Source organism: Pseudomonas mucoides (assembly GCF_015461845.1).
In the GTDB taxonomy this organism is placed as follows: domain Bacteria; phylum Pseudomonadota; class Gammaproteobacteria; order Pseudomonadales; family Pseudomonadaceae; genus Aquipseudomonas; species Aquipseudomonas mucoides.
Genome location: NZ_JACOPW010000001.1, coordinates 1,590,640 through 1,605,644, shown reverse-complemented (window position 1 = coordinate 1,605,644; position 15,005 = coordinate 1,590,640). Strand labels below are relative to the sequence as shown.

The window sequence follows — 15,005 nt, the reverse complement described above, 5'->3', positions numbered from 1 at the left end:
CCTCAAGGCGAAAGTAGGTAGCCGCTGCGATAGGCTTCGGCGCCCGCGACATGCGCGATCACCATGCCAGCAGTGGCCATGCGCCGTAGCGAGCGGGCGTACATCAACCCGGCGGCGGTGCAATGAACGGGGGTGACGCGATCGTTGATCGGGTCAATGATTTCGGCGATCAATTGCCCGGCTTCGAGGTATTCCCCCGGCAGTGCGGTGAACACCAGCAAACCACCGACCGGCGTTTCCACAGGTTCGACGCCGGCCAGCGGCGTGGCCGGGTAGGGCAGTTCGGGCAGTGGCGCCGGTTCGCCGGCGATGGCGCCGAAGTGAATCAGGTAATCGATCAGGGCCTGGCAATCGAGGCTGGCCAGCGGATGATTGACGTCACCCTGGCCGCGCAATTCGACGGTTACCGAGAAACTGCCCAGCGGAATGTCGAAGCGTTCGCCGAAGCGCTCCTTCAACTGCCACCAGAGCAGGGTGAAACACTCATCGAACGATTGGCCGCCGGAATCCGTGGCCAGCAAACTCGCCTCGGCACCGATGTAGCGCGCCAGCGGCTCGACCTGCGGCCAGGCTTCGGGGGTGGTGTAGAGGTGCGCGACGGCTTCGAAATCGCAATGCAGGTCCAGCACCATGTCCGCGTCGCAGGCCAGCCGTTGCAGGGTCAGGCGCTGGGATTGCAGTTGGGTGCTGGCGGTTTGCCGGGCGAGGGCGTTGCGCAAACTGTCGCGAATCAGCCCGAGGTTGCGCTGCGGATCGTCACCGAGTTGGGCTTCGATCTCGTTGCCGACCGCTTCGCTGACATCGACGAACCAGCGGTTGAAGTTCTGCCCGCTTTCGAGCTCGTAACGGCCCAGCGGCACATCCATCAACACTTGTTCCAGGCCCACCGGGTTGGCCACGGGAACCAACACGATTTCGCTGCGCAGGCGGCCACTGGCTTCAAGCTCCGCCAGGCGTTGCTTGAGGTGCCAGGCCACGAGCATGCCGGGCATTTCGTCGGCGTGCAGGGACGACTGGATGTAGATCTTGCCTTGGGCCGACGTGGGGCCGTAATGAAAACTGTGAATCTGTCGTGCAGTCCCCGGCAGCGGGGACAGCAGGTCATGAATCTGGTGGCGCATGTCTCTTTATCCCTAAAGCGGGTCCTAGTGGGTCGGCCCGAGGAAGGCCAGCCAGCGGCGTTCGGCGAGACGGAACAGGCCGACCAGCGCGAAGGTCACGGTCAGGTAGATCAGCGCGGCAATGCCGAACGACTGAAAGGTCAGGAAGGTCGCCGAGTTGGCGTCCCGAGCGACTTTCAAAATGTCCGGGATGGTCGCGGTGAACGCCACGGTCGTTGAGTGCAGCATCAGGATCACTTCGTTGCTGTAATACGGCAACGAGCGACGCAGGGCCGACGGCATGATCACGTAGGCGTACAGCTTCCAGCCGGTCAGGCCGTAGGCTTTGGCGGCTTCGACTTCACCGTGGTTCATGCTGCGAATCGCCCCGGCGAAAATCTCCGTGGTGTAGGCGCAGGTGTTCAGGGCGAAGGCGAGGATGGTGCAGTTCATCGCGTCGCGAAAGAACGCATCCAGCACCGGCTGAGCCCGAATGGCCGCCAGGCTGTAGATCCCCGTGTAACAGATCAATAGCTGGATATAGAGCGGCGTCCCGCGAAACAGATAGGTATAGAACTGCACCGGCCAACGGATGTAGAAGCGCGGCGACACACGGGCGATGGACAGCGGGATCGACACGATAAAACCGAAGAAGATCGAAGCGCTGAGCAGCCACATCGTCATGGCCAGGCCGGTGATGTTGTTGCCGTCGCTATAGAGGAAGGGTTTCCAGTATTCCTGCAGAAGTTCGATCATCGTACGGCCTCCCGGGTACCGGCGGAGTAACGACGTTCAAGCCAGCGCAGAATGAAGTTGGACGCGCTGGTGATCACCAGGTAGATCAGCGCGGCAAGGACCAGGAAATAAAACAGCTGATAGGTGCTTTTACCGGCGTCCTGAGCAGCCTTGACCAGATCGGCAAGGCCGATGATCGACACCAGGGCCGTGGCCTTGAGCATCACCATCCAGTTGTTACCGATACCCGGCAGGGCATAACGCATCATTTGCGGGAACACGACGATCCAGAAACGCTGGCCGCGCTTGAGGCCATACGCGGTGGCTGCTTCGACCTGACCCCGTGGGACGGCGAGAATCGCGCCACGGAAGGTTTCGGTGAAATACGCGCCATAGATGAAGCCAAGGGTGATGACCCCGGCGCTGAACGGGTTGATCTCGATGTATTCCCATTCCATGTAATCGGTCAGCGACGTCAGCCAGGTTTGCAGGCTGTAGAAAATCAGCAGCATCAGGACCAGGTCCGGAACGCCGCGAATAAGGGTGGTGTAAAGCTGGGCAGGCACGCGCATCAGTTTGACTTTTGACAGCTTGGCACTGGCGCCGAGTAGCCCGAGCAACACGGCCACCAATAACGACAACGCCGACAACTTGATCGTCATCCAGGTGCCTTGCATCAGCAACGGACCGAAGCCCTTGAGGCTGAAGGCAGAGAGCCCCAGATTTTGTAATAGGTTTTCGAACATAAAATCAGCAACCTGATCGGATGAAAAAAGCGCCCATCGCGAGATGGGCGCCGGGCATTATTTGCCGCTGTACAGATTCAGATCGCCAAAGTGTTTCTTCTGAATGGTGGCGTAAGTGCCATCATCGTGTAACGCTTTGATACCTTTATCCAAAAGTGCCTTCAGCTCGGTGTTACCTTTCTTAATGCCGATGGCGGTTTTGGCTGGCAGCAAATGGTCGTCGACCGGCTTGCTGACATCATAGTCGGCGCCTTGTGGCGACTTCAGGAAGCCCAGTTCGGCTTGCAGCATGTCCTGAATCCCTGCGTCGAGACGACCGGAGGTCAAGTCGGCGTAGACCTGATCCTGGTTGGCGTAGGCCTGGGTTTTCACGCCAGCCTTGTCCAGAACGGCTTTTGCATAGGCTTCCTGGATGGTGCCTTGCTCGTAGCCGACGGTTTTGCCCTTGAGCGAAGCGACATCTGCGGTGACGCCAGAACCTTTCTTCGACACGTAAGCGGTTGGGCCGGAGAACAGCTCGCTGGAGAAGTCGATGACTTTTTCGCGGGCTTCGGTGACGGTCATCGACGAGATCACACCGTCGAATTTATTGGCCTTGAGGCCCGGAATCATGCCGTCGAAATCGCTTTCGACCCATTTGCACTTGACCTTCAGCTCGGCGCAGATCGCGTTCCCCAGATCGATATCGAAGCCTACCAGGCTACCGTCGGCCGCTTTCGACTCGAACGGTGCGTAGGAAGGGTCAACGCCAAAACGCAGTTCCTTGTATTCCTTTGCCATGGCAGAACCAGCAGCCATGCACAACGCCAGTGCAGAAAGGGTCAGCAATGCTTTTTTCATTATTCAATCCCTAAGAACCAATATGAGCGCTTGTGGCGCAGAATTATTGTTACTGGTAAGCGTAAGACCTATTGAAAGTAGCAATTTCCGAACCAGAGTCCCGAACAAGCGTTTTAAAAGGTCATACAAGAAGTGACTGCGCGGGAATTGTGCACGAAAACGGGCGTCGTGGAAGTGCTGCACCAAGATGGTTCATGTCGGCACAAATTAATGTAGGAGTGAGCCTGCTCTCGATAACGGTGTGTCAGTTAACAAAGGGTGCCTGACACACCGCTATCGCAAGCAAGCTCGGCTCCTACAGGGCATCGGGTTAGCTGAGCAGATTTTGCAGGGTGCCCAGATTGTCAGCGTCTTCGACTGATTTGTCCTGACGCCAGCGCAGCATCCTGGGGAAACGCACAGCGATCCCGCTTTTGTGGCGTTTTGACAGGGCAATGCCTTCGAACCCCAGCTCAAACACCAGGCTGGGTTTCACGCTGCTCACCGGGCCGAATTTCTCCACCGTGGTTTTGCGCACGATGCTGTCGACCTGGCGCATTTCTTCGTCAGTGAGTCCTGAATAAGCCTTGGCAAACGGCACCAGTGTACGTTCGCTGGCGTCGGGTGGGCCGTCCCAGACCGCGAAGGTGTAATCGCTGTAGAGACTGGCCCGCCGTCCGTGGCCTCGTTGGGCATAGATCAGCACCGCATCGACGCTGAACGGGTCGACTTTCCATTTCCACCACACGCCCATGTCCTTGGTCCGACCCACGCCGTACAGCGCATCCCGCGCCTTGAGCATCATGCCTTCGACGCCGAGACGGCGGGAGGCTTCCCTTTGGCGGGCGAGGTCGAACCAGTCATCGCCGGTCAACATCGGGGAGAGCAGTAACACCGGGTCATGGCAGGTGGCGATCAACTGCTCCAATTGCGTGCGACGCCGGGCCTGCGGCTGCGTGCGCCAGTCCTCACCGGCCCACTCCAGCAGGTCGTAAGCGAGCAGGACCACCGGCACCTCATCGAGGATTTTCTTGCCGAGGATCTTGCGTCCGATGCGCTGCTGCAACAGGGCAAACGGTTGCACGGAGGGGGCGGCGGGAGAGGCTGGATCGAAGGCATCTTCGGTGTCGGGGCGGACGCTTTTCCAAGCAACGATTTCGCCGTCGATCACGGTGCCGTCGGGTAAGCCGTGCACCAGGTGATCGAACTCGGGAAAGCGCTCTGTCACCAACTCTTCACCCCGGGACCAGATCCACAAACGCCCGTCGCGCTTGACCACTTGGGCGCGGATGCCATCCCATTTCCATTCCACCAGCCATTGGCTGGCGGGGCCAAGCAACCCATCGAATTGCTCGACCGGTTGCGACAGCGCATGGGCCAGAAAAAAAGGATACGGCTGACCGCCCCGTTCAGCGTGTTCAACCGCGGATTCGGCGGCGATCAGTTTCAGATAACTCGCCGCATTCGGGCGATTTGTCAGGTCGGTGTACGCGACCATGCGCTGGGCCACGCGTTTGCTGTCGAGCCCGGCCATGGCCGCCAATGCACGGGTCACCAGCAGCTTGGAGACGCCCACGCGGAAGCTGCCGGTGATCAGTTTGATGCACAACATCAGGCTGGCGCGATCCAGTTGCGCCCAGAGTTCGGGCAGGCGCTCGGCAAGCACTTCGGGCGACTCGCCGCGCAAGGGCAGCAGCTTGTCTTCAATCCAGACCGCCAATCCGTCGGTGGAGCGGTGCGGCGATTCGGGCAACACCAGCGAGATGGTTTCCGCCAGATCACCCACCGCTTGATAACTTTCTTCGAACAGCCAGGGTTCAAGCCCGGAAACGGCTTGCGCCAATTCACGCAGCACGCGCACGGGGACCAATTGCCGGGGCCGCCCACCGGACAAAAAATACACTGCCCATGCGGCATCTTGCGGTGAGGCCTGGGCAAAGTAGTGTTGCATCGCGGCCAGTTTGGCATTGCTCGACGTGGTGGCGTCGAGTTCGGCGTACAGCTCGGCGAATGCCTTCATGCCAGCACCTTGTCTTTCTCGGGTTCGATCCCGGCGTTTTCTTCCTCGTCGTCGCCGTACTCGGTGTCGAAGCTTTGTGCATCCAGACCTTGTTCGCGCAGATGGCGTACCAGCACGCCGACCGAACCGTGGGTCACCATGACTCGCTCGGCGCCGGTCTGTTCAATCGCCCACAACAGGCCCGGCCAATCGGCATGGTCGGACAGGACAAATCCGCGGTCGACTCCGCGCCGGCGGCGGGTGCCACGCAAACGCATCCAGCCGCTGGCGAAGCCGTCGCTGTACTCGCCGAAACGCCGCATCCAGGTGCTGGCGCCCGCCGACGGCGGGGCGATGATCAGGGCTTTGCGCATCATCGGGTCGCTCTTTTTGACTTCGCCGGCATAGATCGTGGGCGGCAGATAAACGCCGCTCTGGCGATACACCTGGTTGAGCGGCTCCACGGCGCCGTGCACCAGAATGGGGCCGAGGCTGGCGTCGATGCCGTGGAGAATGCGCTGGGCTTTGCCAAACGAGTAGCAGAACAGCACGCTGGCAATGTCGGCGGCGGCATTGGCCTGCCACCACTGATTGATCTCGGCAAACACCTGTGCCTGAGGTTGCCAGCGATAGATCGGCAGGCCGAAGGTCGATTCGGTGATGAACGTGTGGCACCGCACCGGTTCGAAGGGCGCGCACGTGCCGTCGGCTTCCGTCTTGTAATCCCCCGAGGCAACCCAGACCTCGCCCCCGTGCTCCAGACGCACCTGGGCCGATCCGAGGACATGGCCGGCGGGGTGAAAACTGAGGGTGACGCCATGATGGTTGAGGGGCTGACCGTAAGGCAGGGTTTGCAGATTGATGTCGGCACCGAGGCGAGCGCGCAGGATGCCTTCGCCGGCTGACGCGGCCAGGTAATGACGATTGCCGCTACGAGCATGGTCGCTGTGAGCATGGGTGATGATCGCGCGTTCGACCGGCCGCCACGGGTCGATGTAGAAATCCCCGGCCGGGCAGTACAAACCTTCAGGACGCGCGATAACAAGTTCCATGTCGTTACCAAAATGGAGGGACTTGTTAGCTATGAGGTTGGCGTGAAGCCGGAAGTTCTATCGAGATTTCAATGACGAGAAACATTCCCCCTGTAGGCGTGAGCCTGCTCGCGATAGCGGTGTGTCAGTCACTCAAAATGGTGGCTGACACACCGCTGTCGCGAGCAGGCTCACGCTACAGGATCGGGGTTATTTGCCGGGTGTCAGGGTCAACTGAGTCTTGCCGTACACCTTGTCAAAGTTCTGCGGCTGCATCGGCAGGCTCATGTATTGCCCTTTGAGCCAAGGATCGATGCTGTTCAGATAATTAGGGCTGGCAGGGTTGCCCGACTGACCGGTGCCGTTCTGGCCCATCAGCGGTTCGGCCTGGCCGAAGTCGACGATGAAGCGCATGGCCGGTGCCAGGGTGGTGTTGAAATCCTGACCCCAGGCGAACGCCGCGGTGTTCAGCGTGGTGTGGTCCCCGCCTGCCGCAACCGGGCCGCGAACAGTCTGGCCATTGGCGTTTTTCCATTCGTAGCGGTGCAGTTTGCCCCACTGCCAGGCCTTGTGATCGCCACCCAACTGGCTGTCGCCAGCGCTGATCGCTGCCGCCAGACTGCGGGCGAGGATCGCCGGTTTGTCTTCTTTCTGCGGTGTGCGGGCGTCATCCCAGAACGGACTGTCTTCGCGCCCCAGCAGATGATCGGCCTGCGCCGCGTAGGACAACTTGCCATTGGCCACGAAGGCTTTCCACGTCGGGCTGCTTTCCGGACCCAGCTCGTCGAGGAAGATTTGCTTCATGCTTTCCTGGAGGAACAATTCGTAAATCGCTGCATCGGCGGAGGTCGTGCTGAGCTTGCCGTCGAACGCCATCAGGCGGGTATAGGCCTCGTGAGCCTTGCCGCGATCGGCAGCCGGCAGCGCTTCAATCGCCTGCTTGAGCGGTTGGGACATGCCCGGTGCTTCAAACATTTTCTTCAGCTTGGAGGCGAAGGTGGTGGTCTGGTCGTATTGCATTGCGATCACGCTGCGCGTGTCGTGTTTGCCGGCGCCCGCCAGTTCGGCCAGACGTTCACCACGTTCCGGCGCTGCCCAGGAATTGGACAGTTGCATGCCGTAGCCATGGGGAATGACGCGCTGGTTGGCGGTGCCGAGCCAGCCTTGGGCCGGGTCCTGGTCGTAGGGGTGCAGCATCGGGTCGGCGAAACCGTCCCAGTCGTAGCGACCTTCCCAGCCCGGTGATGGCAGCAAGCCTTCGCCTTCGCGACGGTTCGGGTAGCGGCCGGTAACTTGCCAGCCAATGTTGCTCGCATCGGCAAACACCAGGTTCAGGGCGATGGCGCGGATTTCGCGGCTGGCGTCCGAGGCTTTCTCGACGGTTTGGGCCCGGGACAGGTCGAAAAACGCGTCCAGGGATTTGTCATCGGTGAAGCTCGGCATTTGCAGGGCCAGGCCGAAACCGTTGGCCAGCGTGGTGCCCTGGGCGCTGTTGAGCAGTGGACCGTGACGGGTTTCGTACACCGCTTCACGAATCGGCCGCTGGCCTTTGACGAAGTAGGTTTCGTTGCGCACGACGGCGGGCTGCCATTTGCCGCCGACTTCGTAGGTGAGGCCGTTGCCCTGGCGTTTGATTTTTTCCAGGAACAGGTCCTGGTTGTCGCCCATGACCGTGGTCATGCTCCAGGCCACTTTGCCGTTGAAACCACCGAGCACCATCGGCAAACCGGCGATGGTCACGCCCGCCGCCTGATATTTCGGCGCGCGGATCTGCACGTAGCTGAACAGCGACGGCACGCCCAATGGGCCATGGCTGTCACTGGCCAAAATGCTTTTGCCCGTGCGGCTGCGTTGCGGGCCGATCGCCCAGTTGTTCGACGAGGTGGCGCCCAACAGATTCAGGTCGGACAGTTGCCCCGTGGCTTTACTGATTTCGGCCAGTCCGGGAATCGCGCCGTTGAGCTTGATGCCCTGGAGTTTGTCGGCTTCGCCCAGCGGCAGTTTTTCATCGGGCGCGGACGGCGTCAGCCACGCGAGTTTGTCGGTGGTGACGGTCTGGGCCAGCATCAACGAGGAAATTTCTTCCGGCAGGTTGGCCGACTGGCTGAAGTTCAGCAGGCAGAAAATCAGCGCCGAATCTTCCGGTTTCCAGTATTCAGGCTTGTAACCGGTGGCCGCGAGGTCGGCTGGCAGCTTGTCGCGGTAGCGGAACAGGTAGGCGTTGACGCCGCGCGCATAGACTTCGAAGAAGCGTTTGAGGCGCGGCGAAGAGGCTTTATACAGCTCGCCGGCGCTTTTCTTCAGATTGACCGCGCGCATGTAGCGATCAGCGTCCAACAGGTCGGCGCCGGACATTTCTGCCAGACGACCTTCGGCCAACAGGCGCAGGGTGACCATTTGCGTGATGCGGTCGCTGGCGTGGACGTAACCCAGGGCGAACAACGCGTCGTGGAAGCTATTGCTTTCGATCAGCGGCATGCCCATGGCATTGCGACGTACCGAAACGTTCTGCGCCAAGCCCTTGAGCGGCTGCACACCGGAAGTCGGCGGGAGGGTGTCCTGGGCGTTCCAGGTCTGACAACCGGACAGGCTCAAGACACCGGCTACTGCTGCGGCAACGCCGAACCGGGGAAGAAAATGTGTAAGGGCTGGCGAGGCCATGGCAAAGCTCCTGCGGGGGTAAAGGCGCAATAAAGGCGCTACGTTAGTGAGCAGGAGGAGGGCGCGCAAGCGGCGGGCGGGGTTATTTCAAGATTTGTCTGACGAAGATCGTTCCCACGCTCTGCGTGGGAATGCCTCAACGGGCGCTCCGCATTCGGCTTTGGATGGACGCGGAGCGTCCCGGGCTGCATTCCCACGCAGAGCGTGGGAATGATCTTGGGGAAAGGGTCGGGATTTTGGTGGTTTGATTTTGGCCGCCAGGGCATAGGCTTTGACGGTCGCCGGACGGTTCTGGATGTGGTTGAACCCAGGTGGGGACAGCAACCGCGGGCATCAGGTCGTCCTGTTTGCGTTCGATGGCTTGCCTGTGAGAGGAGGTGATGCTGAAGTGCGTGAAATTCAATGACCCCGCAGGAGAAAAAACCGGCATGGAGCTCAAGACCCGCGCAGCACTCGTCATCATCGATCAACAAAAAGGCATTCTGCATCCCCGGCTCGGTCGCCGGAATAATCCTCAAGCCGAGGAGCGAATTCTTGATCTGTTGGCGTTTTGGCGCCGAACCGGGCGGCCGGTGATTCACGTGCAGCACCTGTCTCGCTCACCGGATTCAGTGTTCTGGCCACAGCAGTCGGGGGTGGAATTTCAGGAGCGGTTCCAGCCAAAGACCGGCGAACAACTGATCCAGAAACAGGTGCCGGATGCCTTTTGTGCGACGGGGCTGGAGGCGAGTTTGCGCGAGGCGGGGATTGAGCAATTGGTGATTGTGGGGGTGGCAACGAATAACTCGGTGGAGTCCACGGCGCGAACGGCCGGGAATCTGGGATTTGAGGCGTGGGTGGCGGAGGACGCGTGTTTTACCTTCGATAAGGCGGACTATTTTGGCAAGGCGCGTTCAGCCGAGGACGTGCATGCGATGTCGCTGGGGAATTTGCACGGGGAGTATGCGACGGTTTTAAGCACTGAGCAGATTCTGCAGGTTGACTGAAAACCCTGTGGGAGCGAGCTTGCTCGCGATAGCGGTCTGGCTGAAAAATTGATAGTGAATGTGATGTAGTCATCGCGAGCAAGCTCGCTCCCACAGGGGTTTATGTTGGACACAAATCCAATGTGGGGGTGGGCTTGCTCGCGAAGGCGATTCAACCGGCGAAGAAATTCTTCGCCCGACGCATCAAGCGCCGTGGCACTTCTTGAATTTCTTGCCATTGCCGCACGGGCAAGGGTCGTTGCGGCCGACGTCTTTCAGGGCGTTGCGCACCGGTTCCTGGTGAGCGTGGCCGCAGTTCGGACCGTGAACATGGTCATGGTCGTGATCATGGTGATCATGGTGGTCGTGATGGTCATGATCGTGGTTACAGTCAGGGCCATGGACGTGGGGTTGCTGGGTCATCGGGTGTGCTCCGGAATTAAATCGGCGGGGATTATCACGCCATTGCGCGCAAGGTGCACGTCATGCGCGATGAATAAACCGGTTTGCAGTACACCTTCCAGACGATAGGGAATGGGTTGGTCGGGTTTTTTCAGCATTTTCACCAGATCGCGCACCTTGGGCCACAGGTTGGTCCGGATCGGAACCTTGAAGTAAGCGCTGTGTTTGGGGCCGACCGTGAACCAGTGATCGTACTCACCTTCGGTCAGCAAGATGTCACCCAAGTGAATTCGGTACTCGAGGCTGCGCACGGTCAAGTCACTGTCGTTGGGGTTGTCGATGCGAAAGTGCAGCAAAAATTTCTGCTCCAGCAGTTTTGCCCGCACGACTTCGACCTTGACCAGATGCACTTCGGGGTCAGGCTCGTCATCCTCGAACCACGACGCACAGCCAGCGAGCCCCAGAAACAGGAGCAGGCTGAGCAGATAAAGTGCGTGTCGCCGGGTGATCATGGTCGTGTATCTCCCTTGAACCTGTAGCAGCTGCCGAAGGCTGCGTCCGACTGCGAAGCAGTCGTATTCCTGTCACCTCTATCCCACTGAAACAACGCGCTGCCTGATTTCACGACCGCTCCGCAGCCGAACGCAGCCTCCGGCAGCTGCTACAGGTCGCTCACCTCAACTGTTGAAATACCCCGCGCAACATTTCTTGAATTTCTGGCCGCTGGCGCATGGACAGGCGTCATTGCGCCCGGCCTTGAGTTGCACGGTCGGATCGATGAAGTACCAGTGACCGGCGTTCTGCACGAAGGACGAGCGCTCGCGGTGGCTGTGTTCGCCGCTGCCATCGTGCCAGCGCGCGGTGAAGGTCACGAAGGCGTGTTCCGGCTGGCCGCCGAAGACTTCGGAGCTTTCCACCTCCAGGCCCAGCCAGGTGCTTTGAGCGCTCCAGTCGCTGATGGACTGACGATTCAGGCCGGCCTGTTGCGCGGGCAGGGTAGTCGCCACCAGATAGTCGATCAGCCCCAGCACGTAGGCGCTGTAGCGCGAGCGCATCAAGGCTTCGGCACACGGCGCCGGATGCCCGGCGTGGTAATGACCGCAGCAGGCATCGAGCAAGGTGCCGCTGCCGCAAGGGCAAATGGATGTACTCATTGCATTACCACCAATATTTCCCGAAGTTTTCCGGATTGGCCCAAAAGCGTGAGTTGAGCCAGTCGGGTACTTGTTTGTAGTCAAGCAGATCATAGGTGAACAGGGTCAACACTTGTTCATCGCGCTGGAAGCGCTCGCTGGCTTGCAGGGCCAGGGAGAAAAAATCCGTCTCCTGCCAGCCGCTGGCCGACAAGTCCGCCAGCACCGCAATGCGGCTGGCGTTGAGGTTGCGGATCCCGCCGAGCAGGTTCAAGCCGTCGCGCTTTGGCAAGTGTTCGAGGCAATCGACCGCCAGCGCCAGATCAAACCGGCGTGCCGCCAGTTCCGCCGGCAACGGTCCCGGTGCCGTGTGGGCGACACACGTATCCGGGTGCGCAAGCTTGAAGGCTTCCAGGGCGGGAAACTCACTGGCCCCGATCAGCAACAGCTGCGCGGGAGCGTAAAGGTCCAGCAAAGCGGCCAACGCCTGTTGCGGTGTGCGCGAAGAAATAGCTGCAATCATCAAAGATCCTCAATCAGAGCACCAAGACTAGCCTGCCCAAACGTCCGGGCCTAGAGCGGGTTTAGCGCAAATGCGCCAATCCGTCGTGTACACGGGATAAAACAGCAATGGCCTATTGCTGGCGGAGTTTAATAGTCGGGTCTTTACTACCTGAATCGGTTCTAAGCCGATCCCTCAGGAGAAAACTAGATGAGCATAGTTCGGACAGCATTACCCTTGGTTCTGCTCACCAGTGTGTTGACTGGTTGCGCAGGTTTGCAGAAAACCGACTGGCCGACCTGTGCGGCTGTCGGTGGTGTCGTGGGTGCGGGTCTCGGCGCGACCGAGAGCTCCGCGTGGGCAGGCTATGGCGCGCTGCTCGTCGGCGGCACGGCAGCGGCCTATTGCTGGGTTCACGGTGATGGCGACGAAGACGGTGATGGTGTACCGGATAGCCGCGACAAGTGCCCGGGCACACCGCACGGCGTGACAGTCGATGCCAACGGTTGCCCTCCACCTGCACCGGTGGTTGAAGAGGCTGTTGTGGTCAAGGAAGAAACCATCGTCATCCGCGATGTTCACTTCCAGTTTGACAAAGCCACCCTCACACCATCCGACAAGCAGGTCCTCGACAAGATCGCCACTCGCTTGAAGGCGGAAGCGCCTACCGCTCAACTGACCGTTACCGGCCATACCGACAGCGTGGGCAGCGATGCCTACAACCAGAAACTGTCGGATAAACGCGCTCACTCGGTGGTTGAGTACCTCATCGAGCAAGGCGTGCCACGTAGTAGCTTCGTGTCTGTAGTAGGTGCCGGTGAAAGCCAGCCGGTCGCCGATAACAAAACGGCTGACGGCCGCGCGATGAACCGTCGCACGGAAATCAAAATCAACCGTTAAAGTCCCTTCCGCTCCGTGGCTTGTATAGTCGCGGATGCGGGTCTTTACTCCTGTGTAACCGGTATGGGCCGGTAACACAGGAGCTTTCAATATGAGCGTTCTCACAAGGACCGTCCTACCGGTTCTGCTGCTTGGCAGCCTGTTGACCGGTTGCGCAACTCACAGTGATGGCACTGCCCCCCTCAATCAACGCACCTGGCCAATCTGCAGCGTCATAGGCGGGCTGGTGGGTGGCGGTTTGGGCGCCATCGAAAGTGGCGGCTGGGCGGCCGGAGGAGCAGCGCTCGGAATCCTGACTGGCGGCTTGATCTGTTACGCCCAGGATGGCGACGAAGATGGCGACGGCGTTTTTGATCGACGTGATCGTTGCCCCGATACTCCCGCCAATACGCCGGTCGAACATCATGGTTGCCCGCTGCCGCAATACCCGGCCAGCGTGAAACCTGTCGAACCTGTACCCGAAGAAGTCATCACCCTCAGCGATGCGGGCGATGTGCTGTTTGCGTTCAATCAATCTGACCTGACCCCGTCTGCGCAGAATCAGCTGACTGCGCTGATGCCGAAATTGCAAAGCGCCGATGTGGTGAGTATCAAGGTGGTCGGCCATACCGACAGTGTCGGTTCCGATGCCTACAACCAAATGTTGTCGGAACGTCGCGCCACCAGCGTGGCAGCCTATCTGATGAACCAGGGGCTGGACCCGAACAAACTCACCAGTGAAGGCAAGGGCGAAAGTGAGCCCATCGCCGATAACGCGACTGATGAAGGGCGCGCGAAAAACCGTCGCGTGGAATTGCATATCAATCGCTAAGCCGCGATATAGAGCCATCGGCCCGCCAATAAGGGGGGGCGATGGCCATTCGGCGGTCTTCATGAAGAATTTTCCGTTGCCCTCTGGCGCATCCCGCGTGGAAGCCGTTACTGTGCGCCCAAAGAATAATGATCAGCGGGGGAGCGTATGAAGGTGTTTTGGGGGCTGGGGAAGTTATTGACCCTGCTGTTCTGGCTGGTGGTGCTGGTCAATCTGCTCACGCCGTTTGTTTATCCGTTGCACCCATTGGTCAATCTGGCCGGGGGCCTGCTGGCACTGTTCCATCTGCTGGAGCTGGTGTTCTGCAACCGCAGCCTCAAAGGCCGCGCCCACCCTTGGCGTGATCGCTTGCAGATTGCCATTTTCGGCGTCTTCCATCTTCAAACCATCCCGGCTCCCTCCGCACCGAAGGCTTCCCATGCGTAATCTCTGTCTGCTCGCCGCATTTATCAGTCCATTGGCCTGCGCTCAGGTTGTCAGTGTCGAAGCCAACTCGTTGATGCGCCTGCCCAACACGGCCAGCACCTTGCAACTGGAGCGGCTGGAAGTCGCGGATTACGGCACTTTGCTGATTCCTTCGAATGTCACCGAAGTGACGGTGGGCGAATTGCACCTGGGGCGTGAAGCGCGAATTGCCATCGTGCCGGGTGAACAACCGCTGGAATTTAAAGTGCACCGTGCCGAGTTGTCGGAAGGCAGTCAGATCACCGCGCGGGGCGCGCCGGGGAGTTTCCAGAAGGCGGCACGCTCGGGGCGCAATCTGAACTTGCAGATCAAGGCGTTGACCGCTCCGCAATTGTTGGTCGATGCTCGCGGCGGTGCGGGCGCACCGGGGTTTTTCGGTCTTGACGGCGCCAATGGCCAGGATCCGGGTTGTACCTATGGTCAGGCCGGTCGCGGTGCCGATGGCAGCGATGGCAGTGATGGTCAGCCGGGGGCTGCGGGCGCACTGGTGAAGCTGGAAGTGCCGCGCGATTTCCCGGCGGATAAAATCAAGGTGCAGGTCGCTGGCGGTGCCGGCGGTCTTGCAGGTCCTGGTGGTAAACCGGGGGCGGGTGGCCAGGCCAAAGGCTGCCTGGTGTACAAGGCCGATGGCGGCAAAAGTGGCCGTCCGGGAGCGGATGGCCAGCCTGGTCCTGCCGGGGCGGCGGGTTCGGTAACGGTTCAACGGTTGTAATCCTGATCGTTCCCACGCAGAGCG

Annotated in this window: 16 protein-coding genes; 5 read left to right on the top strand and 11 right to left on the bottom strand. The window is 60.1% G+C overall.

What is annotated here, in order from left to right:
- Positions 1-2 precede the first annotated feature (2 nt).
- From H8F22_RS07550 to H8F22_RS07520, 7 genes are all read right to left on the bottom strand, one after another.
- On the bottom strand, positions 3-1,121 hold the full coding sequence (locus H8F22_RS07550) for a succinylglutamate desuccinylase/aspartoacylase family protein (protein ID WP_059181524.1): 1,119 nt from the start codon (positions 1,119-1,121) through the stop codon (positions 3-5).
- Positions 1,122-1,145: 24 nt separating this feature from the next.
- The gene (locus H8F22_RS07545; protein WP_027925663.1) at positions 1,146-1,856 is read right to left on the bottom strand and encodes an ABC transporter permease; all 711 of its coding nucleotides are present in this window, start codon (positions 1,854-1,856) and stop codon (positions 1,146-1,148) included.
- Positions 1,853-2,581, bottom strand: a complete 729-nt coding sequence (locus H8F22_RS07540) for an ABC transporter permease (protein ID WP_027925662.1) — start codon at positions 2,579-2,581, stop codon at positions 1,853-1,855. The genes H8F22_RS07545 and H8F22_RS07540 overlap by 4 nt, the downstream gene beginning before the upstream one ends.
- A gap of 57 nt (positions 2,582-2,638) precedes the next feature.
- A complete protein-coding gene (locus H8F22_RS07535; RefSeq protein ID WP_027925661.1) occupies positions 2,639-3,421 on the bottom strand; it encodes a transporter substrate-binding domain-containing protein in 783 nt (260 codons plus the stop codon).
- A 310-nt stretch (positions 3,422-3,731) separates the two neighbouring features.
- Entirely contained in the window at positions 3,732-5,420 is a 1,689-nt protein-coding gene (locus H8F22_RS07530) for an ATP-dependent DNA ligase (RefSeq protein ID WP_194939915.1), read from the bottom strand.
- Entirely contained in the window at positions 5,417-6,451 is a 1,035-nt protein-coding gene (locus H8F22_RS07525) for a ligase-associated DNA damage response exonuclease (RefSeq protein ID WP_194939914.1), read from the bottom strand. Before H8F22_RS07525 ends, H8F22_RS07530 begins: the two co-directional genes overlap by 4 nt.
- Positions 6,452-6,640: 189 nt before the next feature.
- The gene (locus H8F22_RS07520; RefSeq protein ID WP_194939913.1) at positions 6,641-9,091 is read right to left on the bottom strand and encodes a penicillin acylase family protein; all 2,451 of its coding nucleotides are present in this window, start codon (positions 9,089-9,091) and stop codon (positions 6,641-6,643) included.
- A gap of 428 nt (positions 9,092-9,519) precedes the next feature.
- Between H8F22_RS07520 and H8F22_RS07515 the strand changes: the two genes are divergently transcribed.
- Entirely contained in the window at positions 9,520-10,077 is a 558-nt protein-coding gene (locus H8F22_RS07515) for a cysteine hydrolase family protein (protein ID WP_027925657.1), read from the top strand.
- Between the two features lie 183 nt (positions 10,078-10,260).
- Here the strand turns inward: H8F22_RS07515 and H8F22_RS07510 are convergent, their stop codons facing one another.
- The 4 genes from H8F22_RS07510 to H8F22_RS07495 all read right to left on the bottom strand — a co-directional run bounded on the left by H8F22_RS07510 (position 10,261) and on the right by H8F22_RS07495 (position 12,114).
- Positions 10,261-10,479: an SEC-C metal-binding domain-containing protein gene (locus tag H8F22_RS07510; RefSeq protein ID WP_194939912.1), complete on the bottom strand. Its 219-nt coding sequence runs from the start codon at positions 10,477-10,479 to the stop codon at positions 10,261-10,263.
- Complete coding sequence (locus H8F22_RS07505; protein ID WP_027925656.1) at positions 10,476-10,970, bottom strand: LEA type 2 family protein; 495 nt, start codon at positions 10,968-10,970, stop codon at positions 10,476-10,478. Before H8F22_RS07505 ends, H8F22_RS07510 begins: the two co-directional genes overlap by 4 nt.
- Before the next feature lie 165 nt (positions 10,971-11,135).
- The gene (locus H8F22_RS07500; protein ID WP_027925655.1) at positions 11,136-11,612 is read right to left on the bottom strand and encodes a YchJ family protein; all 477 of its coding nucleotides are present in this window, start codon (positions 11,610-11,612) and stop codon (positions 11,136-11,138) included.
- 4 nt (positions 11,613-11,616) lie between these two features.
- Positions 11,617-12,114, bottom strand: coding sequence for a DUF6231 family protein (locus H8F22_RS07495; RefSeq protein ID WP_027925654.1), 498 nt, complete (start codon positions 12,112-12,114; stop codon positions 11,617-11,619).
- A 189-nt stretch (positions 12,115-12,303) separates the two neighbouring features.
- Here H8F22_RS07495 and H8F22_RS07490 point away from each other — a divergent pair, with 189 nt between their 5' ends.
- The 4 genes from H8F22_RS07490 to H8F22_RS07475 all read left to right on the top strand — a co-directional run bounded on the left by H8F22_RS07490 (position 12,304) and on the right by H8F22_RS07475 (position 14,981).
- Complete coding sequence (locus H8F22_RS07490; RefSeq protein ID WP_027925653.1) at positions 12,304-12,993, top strand: OmpA family protein; 690 nt, start codon at positions 12,304-12,306, stop codon at positions 12,991-12,993.
- A gap of 91 nt (positions 12,994-13,084) precedes the next feature.
- Positions 13,085-13,804: an OmpA family protein gene (locus H8F22_RS07485; protein ID WP_027925652.1), complete on the top strand. Its 720-nt coding sequence runs from the start codon at positions 13,085-13,087 to the stop codon at positions 13,802-13,804.
- A 147-nt stretch (positions 13,805-13,951) separates the two neighbouring features.
- The gene (locus H8F22_RS07480) at positions 13,952-14,230 is read left to right on the top strand and encodes a DUF1145 domain-containing protein (RefSeq protein WP_194939911.1); all 279 of its coding nucleotides are present in this window, start codon (positions 13,952-13,954) and stop codon (positions 14,228-14,230) included.
- Positions 14,223-14,981, top strand: a complete 759-nt coding sequence (locus H8F22_RS07475; RefSeq protein ID WP_027925650.1) for a hypothetical protein — start codon at positions 14,223-14,225, stop codon at positions 14,979-14,981. Before H8F22_RS07480 ends, H8F22_RS07475 begins: the two co-directional genes overlap by 8 nt.
- Positions 14,982-15,005: the final 24 nt, after the last annotated feature.